Consider the following 14,901-nt stretch of genomic DNA (forward strand, 5'->3'; position numbering starts at 1 on the left):
CGCTCTACTTATTGATTTCGGTGAAGGCGATGCTGGAAGAGACCAGCTTTTCGATCTCGGCCGCCGAGTAGCCCGCCTCGGCCAGCACGGCCTTGGTGTCGGTACCGAACTTCTTGGGCTTGGTGCGCACCTCAGGCGGGGTACGCGAGAGCTTCACGGGATTGCCGACGTTCCGCCAGCCATCCTTCTCCCACACCATGCCGCGGTGCTTGGTATGCGGGTGCTCCATGACGTCGGGCACTTCGAGGACGGCAGCGGAAGGCACGCCACCCTTCATCAGTTCCTGGGAGAACTCGTTGGCGTCGCGGTCCTTCAGGAGTTCCCGTAGTTCGGCCTCCAGCTCGGCGCGATGGGCGACGCGTTCCTTGTTGGTCTTGAAGCGCGGATCGTCGGCCAGCTCCGGCTTGCCCAGCATTTGCGTCAGCTTGCGGAACTGTCCGTCGTTGCCGGCGCCGACGACGATGTTGCGGGTCTTGGTGGGGAAGTTGGAGTAGGGCACCAAGCTCGCATGGCTGTTGCCAACCAGCTTTGGCTTGAGATCGGCCATGAAGTAGTTCGGCGCATGCGGCTGATGCAGGGCGATGGCGCTGTCGTACAGCGTCGCGTCGACGAACTGCCCCTTGCCCGAGCGGTTGCGCTCGTAGAGCGCCATCATGATGCCGATGGTGGCGTTCATGCCGGTCGATAGATCGACCACGGGCACGCCGATGCGAACTTGGCCGCCTTCGGGCGAACCGTTGACCGAGACGAGGCCGGCCGAGGCCTGAACCATCGCGTCGTAGCCCGGGAAGCCACCCAGCGGACCGTCGGCGCCGAAGCCCGAGACGCGGGCATGGACGAGGCGCGGAAACTTCTTGGAGAGGGTGTCGGCATAACCGATGCCCCACTTCTCCATCGTGCCGGTCTTGAAGTTGTCGATCAGCACATCGGCCGTCTCGAGCAGCTTCATCAGCACGTCGCGGCCTTCGGGCTTGGACAGGTCGAGGGCGATGGTGCGCTTGTTGCGGTTGATGCCGGCGAAGTAGGCGGAGATGCCTTCCTGGTCGAACGGAGGACCCCAGAGCCGGGTCTCGTCACCCTGTGGCGGCTCGACCTTGATCACCTCGGCGCCATGGTCGGCCAGCATCTGGCCGCAATAGGGGCCGCCCAGAACGCGCGACAGGTCGATGACTTTCAGGCCTTCCAGGGCGCCACGACTGGCCTTGGGCATCTCGTTCCACTCCTCAACTTCGTAGGGAAGGCGGGGTTATAGACCATGCCCGTGCAGGCCGGTACCGTCCGGCTATGATCGAACGCGAGCTTGATATCGCCACGCAAGATGGCGCCATGAACACCTATACGGTGCGACCCGACGACGGTGGGCCGCTCCCGGTTGTCCTCATGCTGATGGATGCGCCGGGCGTGCGGGAGGGCCTGCGCGAGATCTGCCGCCGCATTTCGCAGTCCGGGTACTACGTGCTGCTGCCAAACCTCTACTATCGCACCACGCGCGAATTCGTCCTGGGGCCGACGCGCAATCACCCCGACGGCGAGGCGAATATGAAGAAGATGTTCGCCATGGTCGCGTCGATCTCCAACGCCAAGGTCGCGGCCGATACCGGCGCCGTGCTCGACGTGCTGCCGACGCTGCCTGATGCGCGGCCCGGCAAGGTTGGCTTGGTCGGCTACTGCATGAGCGGCGCCTTCGTGACGGCGGCGGCGGCGAAGCATCCCGATCGCATCGCCTGCTTCGCGTCCTACTACGGAACGCGCCTGATCACCGACAAGCCCGACTCGCCGCACCTGATGCTGGGAGGCATCAAGGCCGAGGGCTACTACGCCTTCGCCGAGTACGACACCTACGTGCCTCTGTCGGAGGTGGCCAACTTCGAGACGCTGCTGGCATCGGCGCCCTTTCCGTCGAGGGTGGAGACTGAACTGGGCACGCATCACGGCTATGCCTTCTCCGATCGCGGCAACCTTCACGAAGCGGCGCGAGAGAAACACTACGAACGCATGCTGGCGCTCTATCGCCGGCACACCGGTTAGGGGAGCGTCATGCTGAACGGTATTCACGGGCATCAAGATATCGAACGTGTGGTCTATGGCCGGCCGGCAGGTGCGGCGCTGCGGGCCGAAGCCGAGCGCCTCGGGGCCAAGCGTGTTTTCGTCACGACCTCCAAGTCGGTGGCGCAGAGTGCGCTGCTCGCTTCGGTGATCAGCGATCTCGGCGATCGTTATGCTGGTGTCTATGCGGGTATCACGGCGCATTCGCCACGGCCCTGCGTCATCGAAGGCGCGGCGAGGGCGCGCGAAGCCGGCGCCGACCTGATCGTTGCGGTCGGCGGTGGCTCGGTGATCGACGCGACCAAGGTCATGCTGATCGCGCTCTGGCAGAACGCCACGGCCGTCGACGATCTCGATCTCTACCGGGCCGGCAAGCCGAAGGAGGGGGCCGCGCCGCCCGCCGAAGCGATCAAGCCACCAGCCGGCGCCATTCGCATGATCGCGGTGCCGACGACGCTCTCGGCCGCGGAATTCAACGCCTTTGCCGGCATCACGGACCCGCGCAAAGGCATCAAGGAGAGCTTCGGTCACCGCCTGATCGTGCCCCGGGTGATCGTGCTCGATCCTGCCGCGACTCTGGCGACACCGATGGATCTCATGCTCTCGACCGGGCTCAAGGCGGTCGACCATGCGGTCGAGCGGCTGTGTTCGCAGCAGGCGCATCCCTTCGTGCTGGGCACGGCGACGGAAGCGCTGAAGCTCCTGGCCCGCGCTCTGCCGGCGCACAAGGCCAAGCCCGACGATATGGAAACGCGGCTCGACCTGCAGTTTGGCATGTGGCTGTCGATCGGCGCGGGCACGTCGGGCGTCGGTGTCGGGGCAAGCCATGGCATCGGCCACGTACTGGGCGCCGCCTGCCATGTGCCGCACGGCCACACCTCCTGCGTGATGCTGCCGTCGGTGCTGCGCTGGAACTTGCCGGCCAATGCCGAACGCCAGAAGCGGGTCGGCGAGGCTTTCGGCAAACCCGACGCTGCGGCTGGCGATCTGGTCGAAGCGTTGGTGAAGTCGCTGGGCCTGCCAGGGCGGCTGTCGGAAGTCGGTGTCGGGCGGGATCGCTTTCGCGAGGTCGCCGAGAAGTCGATGCACGACCGCGCCGTTCTCAACAATCCACGGTCGATCGCGGGACCGGATCAGGTGATGGAGATTCTCGAACTGGCTGCCTGAATCAGAATTGATTTGGTCCCCAAACGATATAGTCTGGAGTCACTCCAGAGTAGCGTGCGTTCGTATAAGCAAGACAGAAAAGACAAGAGGAAACGCTAGCAAGAGGGGACACGCCATGATGCGAATGGCTTTGGGCGCGCTCGCGGTTTCGGCCGCGGCCATGCTCGCCATCGCGCCGGCCTCGGCGCAGGACAAGGTCAAGATCGGCTACGCCATCTCCAAGACCGGCCCCAATGCCGGTGGCGCCAGCATCACCCAGATCCCGAACTACGAGATGTGGGTGAAGGAGGTGAATGGCAAAGGCGGCCTGATGATCGGCGGCAAGAGAGTGCCGATCGAGGTTGTAGAATACGACGACCGGTCCAACTCGGAGGAAGCGGTTCGCGCCGTCGAACGCCTGGTCACCCAGGACAAGGTCGATCTCCTGTTTCCACCCTGGGGCACCGGCCTCAACCTCGCGGTCGGCCCGGTGTTCAACAAATACGGCTATCCGCAGCTCACCTTCAGCGCGGTGACCGATCGCGCGCCGGAGCTCGCCAAGCGCTGGCCCAACAGCTTCTGGCTGCTGGGGACCAGCAAGCAATATGTCGATGCGCTGGCCGATCTTCTCAAGAAGATGCGGGACGAGGGCAAGATTGGCCCCAACATCGCGATGATCTCGATTGCCGACGGCTTCGGCATCGATCTCAGCCAGGCCGCGCGCAAGAGCTTCGGCGATGCCGGCTTCAAGCTCGCCTACGACAAGAGCTACCCGATCGGCACGCAGGATCTCTCGCCGCTGATCGGCGAGGCGCAGCGCTCGGGCGCTGACACCTTCGTGGCCTTCTCCTATCCGCCCGATACGATGGCGCTCACCGAGCAGTCCAAGGTCGCCTCCTATGCACCCAAGGTGATGTTCCTGGGCGTCGGCGTGGGCTTCCCGATGTACCCGCAGCGCTTTGGCGCCAATGCCGATGGCATCATGTCGCTCGGTGGCTGGTCCAAGGACAATGCCTCGACAGCGGCCTACGCCAAGAAGCACGAGGAGATGTTCAAGCGCGGACCCGACCGCTGGGGCAGCCAGATCGGTTACTCCTCGCTGCAGATGCTCGAGCAGGCCATCGAGCGGGTCGGCAAGATCGACCGCGCCGCCATCATCAAGGAGCTGCAGACCGGCACCTTCGACACGGTGCTGGGCAAGGTGAAGCTGGTCGATAACCAGATGAAGGACAACTACTGGCTGATCGGTCAGTGGCAGGACGGCTTCTTCGTCGGTGTTGCTCCGCAGCGTCCGGGCGTCGGCACGCCGACGGTACCCAAGGCGCCTTGGAAGTAGTGAGTCCCGGAGAAGGACACCAGACCGGCAGGTAAGCGCCGATGCTGCTCGAAGTGACGCTATCCGGCGTGACGCTCGGTGGCATGTATGCACTGGTCGCGATGGGGTTGACGCTGCAATACGGCGTCGCCCGCATCATGAACCTTTCCTACGGAGAGCTGCTGATCGCTGCGGCGTTTGCAGCTCTCTGGTTCTATTCCGGTCTGGCGCTCAGCCCGCTGCTCGGCCTGCTGGTCGTGCCGCCGCTCGCCTTTGCGCTGAGCTATGCCATCTATCGCATCCTGCTGCAGCCCCTGGTGCGGCGGGCCAAGACCCGCGACGCACTGGAGGTCGACAGCATCCTGGCGACCTTCGGGCTGCTGTTCGTGATCCAGGGCGTGATGCTGGCGGTCTTCGGCGGTGCTTACTACAGCTACTCCTTCCTCAGCATCCCTCTGAACATCGCCGGTGCCACGGTCGCGGCCAATCGCTTGCTGGCGCTGGTGCTGGCGGTGGTGATCGGGCTTGGCCTCTACCTAGCCCTGACGCGCACCCGGCTCGGTACGGCCGTACGGGCCGTGGCTGTCGATCCGGTGGCGGCTCAACTCGTCGCCATCGATGTCCGCACGGCGTCGGCGCTGGCCTTCGCCCTGGGCGGGGCACTGGTCGCCGCGGCCGGTGTCCTGGTCTCGATGTTCCTCACCTTCAACGCCAACCTCGGCGTGGTCTTCACCTTGAAGGCCCTGGTCGTGGTGATCATGGGAGGTGTCGGTAACCTTTTGGGCGCGCTGATCGCGGGCTTGATTCTTGGCCTCGTCGAGAACTACGTTGCCGTGTTCATCGACCCTGGCCTGACCTTGGCCGCGACCTACGCGATCTTCCTGATCGTGCTGCTGGTGCGGCCACAGGGCCTGCTCGGCCGGTCAAGCCGATGAGCCGCCGCGAGACCCTCTCGATTCTGGGCGGTGCCTTCACCGCCGCGGCCCTGGCCTGTGTTCCGTTCCTCTTCGGCGACTATGGTCTGTCGCTTGCCATCAACATCGTGAGCTATGCCGTGCTGGCAACGGCCTGGAGCCTGTTCTCCGGGCCGACGCGCTACGTATCGTTGGCGACCGTCGCCTTCTTCGGCATCGGCGCCTACACCACGGCCGTCTTCGCCGAGACCCTGCCATGGCCTGCGGTGCTGGCGATCGCGGCCGGTGTCGGCGTTGTGGTTGCGACGGTCGTCGGCCTGTCGACGCTCCGGCTCTCGGGCGTCTATTTCGTGATCTTCAGTTTCGGCCTCGCCGAGCTGGTCCGCCAGCTCGTGACCTGGTGGGAGGTCAACAAGACCCGCACGTTGGGCCGCTATGTGTTCACCGACATCACCGCTGCGCAAATCTACTGGCAACTGCTGGCGTTGGCCGTTCTGGTCTTCGTGGCCGGCTTCCTGATCGGCCGCTCCCGCCTCGGCCTGGCCCTGCGGGCGATCGGCGACGACGAGACGGTGGCGCGGCACACCGGCATCGACACGACGCGCGCCAAGGTCGCGCTGTTCGTGTTGAGCACCGTTTTCATGACCCTGACGGGTGCCATCATGGCGCCGCGCTGGACCTACATCGATCCCGCCATTGCCTTCAATCCGGTCGTGTCCTTCACCGTGCTGATCATGGCGCTCCTGGGCGGCGTCCATCGTCTCTATGGCCCCGTACTGGGCGTCGTGCCGCTGGCCCTGCTGTTCGAATTCCTGCTGGCGCGCTTCCCGAACCATTTCAGTATCATGGTCGGGCTGGTCTTCATCCTGATCGTCTACGCCATTCCGCGCGGCATTGCGGGCTTGGTCGAGCAGGCCGTGCGGCGGCCGGCATGAGCGTGCTTCTGCAGGTCGAGGGGCTGACGCGCCGTTTCGGCGGGCTCGTGGCGGTGGACGCGCTGTCCTTCTCTATAGAACCTGGAGAAGTGGTGGGGCTGCTAGGCCCCAACGGATCGGGCAAGACCACGGTGTTGAACTTGCTGTCCGGTGCGCTCAAGGCCGATGCAGGCAGCATTGCGTTCAAGGGGCAGTCGATCAGCGGGAGTGCCGTGCACACGATTGCACGGCTGGGCGTCGCCCGGACGTTCCAACTTGTCCGGCCTCTGGCGTCACTCTCTTGCCATGACAACGTCCTGACCGGCCTTGCCTTCGGCCGCAGCCGTGCTTGGGGAACTGCGGCACGGGCGACGGCCGATGCGCTGCTCGACCGGGTGGGGCTCGGCCGAGCGCGCGATACGCTGCCGGGGGAACTTACCTACATCGACCAGAAGCGGCTGGAGCTGGCCCGCGCATTGGCGCTGCAGCCCGACCTACTGCTGCTCGACGAATGGCTGGCCGGCCTCAACCCGACCGAATTGGAAGAGGGCATTGCCCTGATCCGCAGCCTCAGCGGACAGGGCATCACCATCCTGCTGGTCGAGCATGTCATGGATGCCATCCGCTCCCTTTGCGGTCGCCTGCTGGTTATGAACACGGGCCGCTTGATTGCGTCCGGCCCGCCGCAACAGGTGCTGGCCGATCCCGAGGTCGTGCGCGCCTATCTCGGAGACGATGGCGATGCTTGAGGTCGCCCATCTCTCCGTCCAGTACGGCAGGCATCGCGCCGTAGATAATGTTGGCCTGACGGTCGGGGCCGGTGAGATCGTCGTTGTGCTGGGCGCCAATGGCGCCGGCAAATCCTCGGTTCTGAAGGCGGTGGCCGGTCTGCAGCGTCCCGGTACAGGCACGCGGGTGACGCTCGGCGGGCGCGAGCTGGTGGGATTGCCCGCCCACACCATTGTCGAAGCAGGCCTTGCCCTGGTGCCGGAAGGACGCGGCATCTTCGGTGAGCTGACAGTGCGCGAGAATCTGCTGCTGGGCGCCTTCGCCCGCCGTGCCCGCGCCGACGAAGACCGCAATCGAGCCCGCGTCCTGGCGCTGTTCCCGCGACTGGCCGAGCGGCTGGAGCAGACGGCCCGGACGATGAGCGGCGGCGAGCAGCAGATGGTGGCCATCGGCCGGGCGCTGATGTCGGCGCCCGAGTTCCTGCTGCTCGACGAACCCTCGCTCGGTCTTTCGCCGCTGCTCTGTGGCGAACTGTTCCGCGCACTGGAGCGTATTCGCGGCGACGGCATCTCCGTGCTGCTGGTCGAGCAGAACGCCAAGCGCAGCCTGGCCATCGCCGATCGTGGCTATTTGATCGAGAATGGCAGGGTCGTCGGTGCAGGGAGGGCGGCCGACCTGGCCCGCGATCCGGCGGTCCAACGTGCTTATCTCGGCGGCACAAGGCAGGGCTAGATGGGAATCCTCGAGAACAAGACCTGCATTGTGACTGGCGCGGCCGGCAGCCTGGGCCTCGCAAGTGTGCGGCGCTTCGTCGAGGAGGGCGCCCGCGTCATGCTGGTGGATCGCGATCGCGACGGGCTGAGTGCCGCGCTCAAGAATCTGCCGGAGGGCCGGGCCACCGCCATGCTCGCCGATGTCGCCGACGCTCGCGATACGGCAGCTTATGTGAACGCCACGGTCGCCCGCTGGGGGCCGATCGACGTGCTGTTCAGCAACGCCGGCATCAGCGGCGTCATCCGTCCGGTGACGGAATACCCCGAAGAGGTGTTCGACGCGGTGATGGCGGTGAACCTCAAAGGCTCCTTCCTCGCCTGCAAGTATGGGCTGCCGCAGATGCGCGACGGCGGCAGCATTGTCATGACGTCGAGCGTGGTGGGTGTCACCAGCGATCCGGGCATCGTGGCCTATGCAGCCTCCAAGCATGGCCTGATCGGACTGATGCGCACCGTCGCCAAGGAAGCAGCACCCCGGCGCATCCGGGTCAATGTTGTGGCGCCGGGACCGATCGACAACGACTTCCAGCGCGAAGTCGAGAGCGGGCTCACCCAGGCACTGGGCACCGACGCGGGCAAGTTTCTCGATTCGGTCATCCCGCTCGGCCGGCACGCTAGCGCCGAGGAGGTATCGCGCACGGTGCTGTTCCTGGCCTCGGAGCAGAGCTCCTTCACGACCGGAAGCGTCGTGATGGCGGACGGCGGCATGCACATCTGAAAGAAACGACAAAGGAGGAAGGGATGGAATTCTGGCGCAACCTCAAGCCCATCGAGAAGGTCTTCCAGCCCGATGCCTTGCCGGAGGTCTATACCGCCGACGCGGCGACCGATGACGAGCGCTACTACGTGCCCTTCACCGAGACTGTGTCGTCGCGACCGCTCTGGATCTCGCCCAGCCAGAACAAATGGTGCGACATCCTGATGGCCAAGGCCGCCGGGCTGGTGAACCGGCACTATCACCCGCACGAGGTCTTCGCCTACACGATCTCGGGCAAGTGGGGGTATCTCGAGCATGATTGGACGGCCACCAAAGGCGACTTCATCTACGAGACGCCGGGCGAGGCCCACACGCTGGTGGCCTACGACCATCCCGACCCGATGAAGGTGTTTTTCATCGTCAAAGGCCCGCTGGTCTGGCTGGACGAGAAGGGCGATCCGGATGGCTACTTCGACGTCCACCAGTACATCGCGCTCTGTAAGGCGCACTATGACAAGGTCGGTCTGGGTTCGGCCCTGATCGACAAGCTCTATCGCTGAAAAGCGGTCTTGCCGCTTCTTACTTCCAGAAGTCGCACGGCCCGCGGTGTCCCTTGCGAATCGAGCCACGACATGCGCTGCCCGACGGACAGGCCGAGCAGTGCCGTGCCGACCGAGCTGAGAACGGAGATCATACCAAGCGACCGCCGACCGCTGCTCGTCACCAGGGTCACGTCGTGAATCGCACCGCTTCGTTCTTCGAGATAGCTCCCCGGCACATGGAGCGTCAGGCAATCTGCTGGCACCTCCGCCCCGCGGACGATGTGAGCACGATGCAACTCGTCGGCCAAACGTGACGCCGAAACGTAGCGGCCGGCGGCAATCGCCTCGCGAACGAGTTCGGAAAGGACGGAGAGGTCTTCGCTTGTCACCGTGATGCCGGGACGCTCATCGTTCTTGAGCATTGTGGGAGCATCATCGAGAGCGGTCGCTAACAAGTCAAAGCGACGAACCGCGCGTCGCAGCCAACTTGAATTCGGTGAGCAAGCCACCACATTGCGAACCATGTCTGCGCGAACCAATGCTCATCAGATGAGGCTGCCCAATAAGGCGCATGCCTTCTCCCGGGACGGGTTCGCGACCTTCTGACGTCCGCTCCATCCCGGGTCTTCTCGCAACAATACGATCGTTGTGTCGGCGTACGAACATGCGGCGCCGTGATGGAGGGGGAGCGTGGTCGCTCGGCTTGTGGGCTTGTACTGCTACGACTGCAATCGCGACGTGCCGCGTGCGGCCATTCGGTGTGTTTGGTGCTTCGGCCGGGTCGAGTTCTTCAGGGGAGATGGTCGCGGCGACGATGGCAGAGACGTCGTTCTTCCGGCGCAGGACACTTTTGAATGCGCCCGGCCGGTCATCGCTGCGACGGCCCCATCGACGCCCCGCCGTGTTTGACTTCCTGTGCGAAGTATCCCACGTATGTCGGCATCATGCTGAGGTTCCCGACTTACTGTCGATTCCTTTGCCGTACGGGCAATCTGATCGCGGGCATCTAGCCCCGAGCTCATCGCGCGTCGTCGCATCCCGGGCTCGGGGAAACTAACACCAAGACAACCGAATACGCTGATCTTGGTGTGACGGGCTCGCTGAAGCGGCCGGAACGACGCTTTCTGACACATTCGGATTTCGCGCTCGCGAGTTGCACTCGCCAGTGGATCGTCGCGCGCGGGCCCGCGCAGGCTAAAGGCAGGAACGTCCATCGCAGAGGAGGTGGCACATGACATCCGGAACAGACGACAAGGCTCTGCGGGCGCAAAGCAGATCCGGGATGGAGGGAGCTCGGGACAACGTCGTAACGCTCATTCCCAAAGCCAGAATCGAGACGGCCGCGAAAAAGCGCGCCACCGAGCTTCCTGTGCCTGATCAGAAGGTCGACCCGCGTCGTCACGATGGCGACGACGATCCTGGACCGAGTGCAGCCTGAGCCGATGCCGCATCCGGCATCGGCGACGCGCCTGATGCCTCTCTCTGTCTACGTTCATCAGCAGGGTCCCTGCGTAGGAGGGAAAACTGAATGGAGAAAGTCGTTCGCGTCGGCATGGCGACGCTTCGGAATGAACGCGCCAACGGCCACGACGTTTCGCATGAACCTGCGCTCGACCACGACCACTTCATCGAGCGGGACGGCATGCGATTCGCCGGAACCCATCTCATCGTCGATCTCTGGCAGGCATCCAACCTCGATGACATCGATGCGGTGGACGCGGCGCTACGCAAGGCGGCAGACGCTGCAGGTGCCACTCTCCTCAACATCGACCTGCATTCCTTTACGCCCAACGGTGGGATCACAGGCGTGGCCGTGCTCGCCGAAAGTCATATCTCGATCCACACGTGGCCGGAGCATGCCTATGCGGCAGTGGACGTCTTCATGTGCGGGGATGCGCAACCCCACAAGGCGGTCGAGATGCTCAAGCGTGCCTTCTTGCCGGGGATGCTGACGATTTCCGAGCACAGACGGGGAGTGATGCCGTGAGGTCGTTCCTGGAGAAGTCGTCCGATCACCATTCACAGGTGCTGTCGGTCGATCGGGTTTTGCACCACGGCCGGACCGCTTTTCAGGATGTCCTCATCTTCGAGAACCGGCTCTTCGGCAAAGTTCTCGTGCTTGATGGCGTCATCCAGCTGACCGAATGGGACAACCACATCTATCATGAGATGATCGCGCACGTGCCGCTGATGGCGCATGGCTTGGCGGAGCGGGTACTCATCATCGGTGGTGGGGACGGGGGCGCGCTCAGGGAAGTGCTCAAGCACCCAGTCAGGGAGGTCGTCCTGATCGAGATCGATCGCGAGGTCATCGAGCTTTCGCAACGGTTTTTTCCGGACGTGTCGGCCGGAGCCTTCTCCGATCCACGTTCCACGGTAATCGTGAGCGATGGCATCGAGTACATCGCCGAGACGGAGTCGCACTTCGATGTCGTCATCATAGATTCGACCGATCCTATCGGGCCCGGCGAGCAGCTTTTCTCTGAGGTTTTCTATCGTCGCTGTCGAAGCCGGCTCTCTCCCGGCGGGATCGTTGTGGTGCAAAGCGGTGTTGGGTTCCATCAGCCGGAGCCGTTGGCAAACGTCTGCGATCGTCTGGCGGGCGTCTTCGGGACGGCAAAGCCCTTCCTCGCGCCGGTGCCGACCTACGCGGCGGGCGCGCTGGCGCTCGTTGCCGCCGGCTCGTCCGGCAAGGCATTGCGACCTCCGAAGAAGATCCTGCAGGAACAGTTTCGCCCGCTGGAGGGCAAGACCCGCTACTATCGACCGGAAGTGCACCGAGCTGCCTTCACCATGGCGCCGGTATTCGGGCAAGGGCGCACCTAGCTGTATGGACGCGCCGCCGAGGAGGATACTTCTGGCGACAGATCTCAGCGCTCGCGGCGATCGTGCGCTTCCCAGAACAGACGCTGACAGTCTTCCACGCCTATAGCGCTCCAGTGTCCGGGTTGGTGGCAAACGCGGCGTCCTATCGGAGGGAGTACCGGAAAGTGGCCGCGCGGGAGTGCGAGGCCTTCCTAGAGACGGTCGCCAGGCCAAAGACCGGCTGGCGGGAACCTCGCGTGTTTGTCGAGGACGGCGCTCCAGGCTCCTTGCTGCGCGACTACGTAGAGGACCAGGAAGTCGATCTGGTCGTCCTCGGATCAAGCGGGCGCAACGCGATCGTGGACGTCCTTGTCGGCTGCGCTGCAAAGTCGATCAGGCACGAAGTGCCCTGCGACACCCTGCTCGTCAGGAGCTGATTCTATTGTACCCTCATGAGGTCTTCTCATGAGATTCCAGCTCTTGAACGCTGTAGTTCCCTGACGATGTCAGAGGGGCAAACCAGTCACGGGTGCGATCATGCCTGACGTCAGAGCTGCCGATTCCACCAATCTCGTTCGTCCGCCAATGGCGGCCTGGGTCGAGGCGCCGGTCAATTACCTGGCCGATCTCAGCATCAAGCCGGTCACCTACAATCCGCCGCTCGGCACGGGGCTGCCGCGACGTGAAGGGAACTACCGCGACTTCGTGGTGCGCATTCACGACGCCCGGCCATTCGTGCGCGATCTCTCGCTCGATCGCCAGGCGTTTATCCTGACGCATCATGATACGGAGGTCCGTGACTTCCTCGATGAAGAGGAGGTACGCACCAGATATCACGCCGAGGTCGAGGCGCTGATCAAGCGCGAAACCGGCGCGGCCAAGGTCGTGGTCTTCGATCATACGGTGCGCACGGCTGATCGCGCGGTGGAGCGTGGTCTACGTACTCCAGTGCGCAGTGTGCACAACGACTACACCGAAAAGTCAGGCCCTCAGAGGGTGCGTGATCTGCTCCCCGCCGACGAAGCCGAGGTACGGCTCAAGAAGCGCTTCGCCGAGTACAATGTGTGGCGCAACATCGACCAAGCGCCGATCGAGATGGCGCCACTGGGCTTCGTCGATTCCGAAAGCATGGCACCGCGCGATCTCGCTATCTGCGACCTGGTCTATGCCGACCGCACCGGTGAGATCTACCAGGGCGTCTACAACGCCGATCACCGCTGGTGCTACTTCCCGGCGATGACGCGCGACGAGGCCATCCTGATCAAGTGCTACGACTCGCTGAAGGATGGTCGGGCGCGCTTCTCGCTGCATTCAGCGTTCGACGATCCGACGTCGCCGGCCAATGCGAGGCCGCGCCAGAGCATCGAGGCCAGGGCCTTCGCTTTCTTCGACTGAACGGGACTACGAGTTCGCGATCGCTTCGAGGTGCTCGACCAGTTCCTCGGGATTGCTGAAGAACGGCGAGTGCCCGCATTCCATCGTGATCACCTTGCACGGTGTCATCTTGACCATCTCGCGCTGCAGCCGGATGCGGATCGCATTGTCGAAGGTGCACTCGATATACCAGCGCGGCACCGAACCGAATCGGTCCTCCGTGAGCGTCACGGGCGTGGTCGAGATCGAAAGCGGCTGGGGCCGAAGCCGCTCCATTGCCTTGTAGCGGTCCTCCGGCGAGACGTCGGAGTAGAAGAGGGCAGGCAGCTTGTCGCGCGCGAATGTGTAAGTCTTGCCATCGGGGCTGACCTGGCGGGACAGCCGGAACATCGCATCGGGTTCGAGGTTGGTCATGTCCCGGCCGCACTTGCCCGAGGTCGGCAACAGGGCGCAGAGGTAGACCAGTGCCTTCAGCTTGCGTCGCCGCGCTTCGGCAAGCTGGCTGATCGTGATGCCGCCCAACGAATGGCCGACCAGAATGACCTGGTCGTCCATCTTGTCGAGCAGGCGGGCGAGCTTTTCGACATTGTCGGCCAAGGTCACGACGGCCGGCGGAGTCTGGTCCTTGCCGAGGCCGGGGAGATCGGGGGCGCAGACCTTGTGGCCGTTGGCCTCGAGGAGCGGCACGACCTTCTCCCAGGACCAACCACCCGTGCACGCGCCGTGTACCAGTAGAAATGTCGCCATGATCCGCTTAACCCCGACCGACGACGGTACGCGCGCCGGGAGCAGGCACGAAGAAATCAGGCATCAGCGGCGTGCCGGGTGAGACCGCATACTGGTCGAAGTTCGTCACGCCTTCGGCTGCCAGCACTTCGTCGTCGATGAAGAAGTTGCCGGTGCATTGCCGCGCCGGTCGGCAGAAGATCGCATGAGCCGCATCGGCCATGATCTCGGGCTTGCGGCAACGCTTCATACCTTCTTCTCCGCCTAGAATATTCTGGATTGCTGCCGTCGCGATGCCGGTACGGGGCCACAGGCAATTGAAGGCGATACCCTTGTCCTTGAACTCCTCGGCCATCGCCCAGGCGAAGACCGACATGCCGTACTTGGCGAGCGTATAGGCGGCGTGATTGGCGAACCACTTCACGTCGAAGTCGAGCGGCGGCGAGAGGTTGAGGACGTGCGGGTTGGCGGCCTTCTCGAGATGCGGGACGCACTTCTGCGAGACCAGGAACGTGCCGCGCGCGTTGATCTGGTGCATCAGGTCGTAGCGTTTCATCGGCGTGGCGAGCGTGCCCGTCAGGCTGATGGCGCTGGCATTGTTCACCAGGATGTCGATGCCGCCGAACTTCGCGACAGTCTCGGCGACTGCCTTCTCGACGCTCTGCTCGTCGCGGATATCGCAGGCGAGGGGCAGGGCCTTGCCACCGGCCTTCTCGATGTCCTCGGCCGCCGAGAAGATCGTGCCCGGCAGGCGGGGATCGGGCTTCACGGTCTTCGCCGCGATCGCGACGTTGGCGCCGTCGCGCGCAGCGCGCAGCGCGATCGCCAGTCCAATGCCACGGCTGCCGCCGGTCACGAACAGGGTCTTGTTACCCAAACTCATGGCGCCCCCAAGAAATCTTTGGGCTCTATAGCCGGAC

At 64.0% G+C, this 14,901-nt stretch carries 17 protein-coding genes; 13 read left to right on the forward strand and 4 right to left on the reverse strand.

Annotated features, from left to right (window positions below; genetic code table 11):
• Window positions 1-4: 4 nt before the first annotated feature.
• On the reverse strand, window positions 5-1,210 hold the full coding sequence (locus EPO50_RS25865; RefSeq protein WP_296348968.1) for a CaiB/BaiF CoA-transferase family protein: 1,206 nt from the start codon (window positions 1,208-1,210) through the stop codon (window positions 5-7).
• Window positions 1,211-1,284: 74 nt separating this feature from the next.
• Here EPO50_RS25865 and EPO50_RS25870 point away from each other — a divergent pair, with 74 nt between their 5' ends.
• The 9 genes from EPO50_RS25870 to EPO50_RS25910 all read left to right on the forward strand — a co-directional run bounded on the left by EPO50_RS25870 (window position 1,285) and on the right by EPO50_RS25910 (window position 9,094).
• Entirely contained in the window at window positions 1,285-2,028 is a 744-nt protein-coding gene (locus EPO50_RS25870) for a dienelactone hydrolase family protein (protein ID WP_296348970.1), read from the forward strand.
• A gap of 9 nt (window positions 2,029-2,037) precedes the next feature.
• Window positions 2,038-3,213, forward strand: coding sequence for an iron-containing alcohol dehydrogenase (locus EPO50_RS25875; RefSeq protein WP_296348972.1), 1,176 nt, complete (start codon window positions 2,038-2,040; stop codon window positions 3,211-3,213).
• A gap of 115 nt (window positions 3,214-3,328) precedes the next feature.
• On the forward strand, window positions 3,329-4,528 hold the full coding sequence (locus EPO50_RS25880; protein WP_296348974.1) for an amino acid ABC transporter substrate-binding protein: 1,200 nt from the start codon (window positions 3,329-3,331) through the stop codon (window positions 4,526-4,528).
• Between the two features lie 41 nt (window positions 4,529-4,569).
• Complete coding sequence (locus EPO50_RS25885; RefSeq protein ID WP_296348975.1) at window positions 4,570-5,442, forward strand: branched-chain amino acid ABC transporter permease; 873 nt, start codon at window positions 4,570-4,572, stop codon at window positions 5,440-5,442.
• Entirely contained in the window at window positions 5,439-6,356 is a 918-nt protein-coding gene (locus tag EPO50_RS25890; protein ID WP_296348978.1) for a branched-chain amino acid ABC transporter permease, read from the forward strand. The genes EPO50_RS25885 and EPO50_RS25890 overlap by 4 nt, the downstream gene beginning before the upstream one ends.
• The gene (locus tag EPO50_RS25895) at window positions 6,353-7,084 is read left to right on the forward strand and encodes an ABC transporter ATP-binding protein (protein ID WP_296348980.1); all 732 of its coding nucleotides are present in this window, start codon (window positions 6,353-6,355) and stop codon (window positions 7,082-7,084) included. Before EPO50_RS25890 ends, EPO50_RS25895 begins: the two co-directional genes overlap by 4 nt.
• A complete protein-coding gene (locus tag EPO50_RS25900; protein WP_296349089.1) occupies window positions 7,077-7,796 on the forward strand; it encodes an ABC transporter ATP-binding protein in 720 nt (239 codons plus the stop codon). The genes EPO50_RS25895 and EPO50_RS25900 overlap by 8 nt, the downstream gene beginning before the upstream one ends.
• The gene (locus EPO50_RS25905; protein ID WP_296348982.1) at window positions 7,797-8,555 is read left to right on the forward strand and encodes an SDR family NAD(P)-dependent oxidoreductase; all 759 of its coding nucleotides are present in this window, start codon (window positions 7,797-7,799) and stop codon (window positions 8,553-8,555) included.
• Between the two features lie 23 nt (window positions 8,556-8,578).
• Window positions 8,579-9,094, forward strand: coding sequence for a 2,4'-dihydroxyacetophenone dioxygenase family protein (locus tag EPO50_RS25910; RefSeq protein ID WP_296348984.1), 516 nt, complete (start codon window positions 8,579-8,581; stop codon window positions 9,092-9,094).
• On the opposite strand, the gene EPO50_RS25915 is transcribed toward EPO50_RS25910, so the two are convergent.
• Window positions 9,085-9,498, reverse strand: a complete 414-nt coding sequence (locus EPO50_RS25915; protein WP_296348986.1) for a hypothetical protein — start codon at window positions 9,496-9,498, stop codon at window positions 9,085-9,087. The genes EPO50_RS25910 and EPO50_RS25915 overlap by 10 nt on opposite strands.
• 1,130 nt (window positions 9,499-10,628) lie before the next feature.
• Here EPO50_RS25915 and speD point away from each other — a divergent pair.
• From speD to EPO50_RS25935, 4 genes are all read left to right on the forward strand, one after another.
• Complete coding sequence (gene speD, locus EPO50_RS25920) at window positions 10,629-11,063, forward strand: adenosylmethionine decarboxylase (protein ID WP_296349091.1); 435 nt, start codon at window positions 10,629-10,631, stop codon at window positions 11,061-11,063.
• Window positions 11,060-11,902, forward strand: a complete 843-nt coding sequence (gene speE / locus EPO50_RS25925; RefSeq protein WP_296348988.1) for a polyamine aminopropyltransferase — start codon at window positions 11,060-11,062, stop codon at window positions 11,900-11,902. The genes speD and speE overlap by 4 nt, the downstream gene beginning before the upstream one ends.
• A gap of 62 nt (window positions 11,903-11,964) precedes the next feature.
• Window positions 11,965-12,318, forward strand: a complete 354-nt coding sequence (locus EPO50_RS25930) for a universal stress protein (protein ID WP_296348990.1) — start codon at window positions 11,965-11,967, stop codon at window positions 12,316-12,318.
• Between the two features lie 100 nt (window positions 12,319-12,418).
• Window positions 12,419-13,276: a CmcJ/NvfI family oxidoreductase gene (locus tag EPO50_RS25935; RefSeq protein WP_296348991.1), complete on the forward strand. Its 858-nt coding sequence runs from the start codon at window positions 12,419-12,421 to the stop codon at window positions 13,274-13,276.
• Between the two features lie 6 nt (window positions 13,277-13,282).
• On the opposite strand, the gene EPO50_RS25940 is transcribed toward EPO50_RS25935, so the two are convergent.
• The gene (locus EPO50_RS25940; protein WP_296348994.1) at window positions 13,283-14,002 is read right to left on the reverse strand and encodes an alpha/beta fold hydrolase; all 720 of its coding nucleotides are present in this window, start codon (window positions 14,000-14,002) and stop codon (window positions 13,283-13,285) included.
• A gap of 7 nt (window positions 14,003-14,009) precedes the next feature.
• Window positions 14,010-14,864: an NAD(P)-dependent oxidoreductase gene (locus EPO50_RS25945; protein ID WP_296348997.1), complete on the reverse strand. Its 855-nt coding sequence runs from the start codon at window positions 14,862-14,864 to the stop codon at window positions 14,010-14,012.
• Window positions 14,865-14,901 lie beyond the last annotated feature (37 nt).

Origin of the sequence: Reyranella sp. (assembly GCF_004297405.1) — a bacterium.
Lineage (GTDB): Bacteria > Pseudomonadota > Alphaproteobacteria > Reyranellales > Reyranellaceae > Reyranella.

Bases quoted from the DNA above. Each gene is read 5' to 3' on its own strand.
- EPO50_RS25865 (WP_296348968.1), bottom strand. From the start codon at position 1,210: ATGCCCAAGGCCAGTCGTGGCGCCCTGGAAGGCCTGAAAGTCATCGAC.
- EPO50_RS25870 (WP_296348970.1), top strand. From the start codon at position 1,285: ATGATCGAACGCGAGCTTGATATCGCCACGCAAGATGGCGCCATGAAC.
- EPO50_RS25875 (WP_296348972.1), top strand. From the start codon at position 2,038: ATGCTGAACGGTATTCACGGGCATCAAGATATCGAACGTGTGGTCTAT.
- EPO50_RS25880 (WP_296348974.1), top strand. From the start codon at position 3,329: ATGATGCGAATGGCTTTGGGCGCGCTCGCGGTTTCGGCCGCGGCCATG.
- EPO50_RS25885 (WP_296348975.1), top strand. From the start codon at position 4,570: ATGCTGCTCGAAGTGACGCTATCCGGCGTGACGCTCGGTGGCATGTAT.
- EPO50_RS25890 (WP_296348978.1), top strand. From the start codon at position 5,439: ATGAGCCGCCGCGAGACCCTCTCGATTCTGGGCGGTGCCTTCACCGCC.
- EPO50_RS25895 (WP_296348980.1), top strand. From the start codon at position 6,353: ATGAGCGTGCTTCTGCAGGTCGAGGGGCTGACGCGCCGTTTCGGCGGG.
- EPO50_RS25900 (WP_296349089.1), top strand. From the start codon at position 7,077: ATGCTTGAGGTCGCCCATCTCTCCGTCCAGTACGGCAGGCATCGCGCC.
- EPO50_RS25905 (WP_296348982.1), top strand. From the start codon at position 7,797: ATGGGAATCCTCGAGAACAAGACCTGCATTGTGACTGGCGCGGCCGGC.
- EPO50_RS25910 (WP_296348984.1), top strand. From the start codon at position 8,579: ATGGAATTCTGGCGCAACCTCAAGCCCATCGAGAAGGTCTTCCAGCCC.
- EPO50_RS25915 (WP_296348986.1), bottom strand. From the start codon at position 9,498: ATGCTCAAGAACGATGAGCGTCCCGGCATCACGGTGACAAGCGAAGAC.
- speD (WP_296349091.1), top strand. From the start codon at position 10,629: ATGGCGACGCTTCGGAATGAACGCGCCAACGGCCACGACGTTTCGCAT.
- EPO50_RS25935 (WP_296348991.1), top strand. From the start codon at position 12,419: ATGCCTGACGTCAGAGCTGCCGATTCCACCAATCTCGTTCGTCCGCCA.
- EPO50_RS25940 (WP_296348994.1), bottom strand. From the start codon at position 14,002: ATGGCGACATTTCTACTGGTACACGGCGCGTGCACGGGTGGTTGGTCC.
- EPO50_RS25945 (WP_296348997.1), bottom strand. From the start codon at position 14,864: ATGAGTTTGGGTAACAAGACCCTGTTCGTGACCGGCGGCAGCCGTGGC.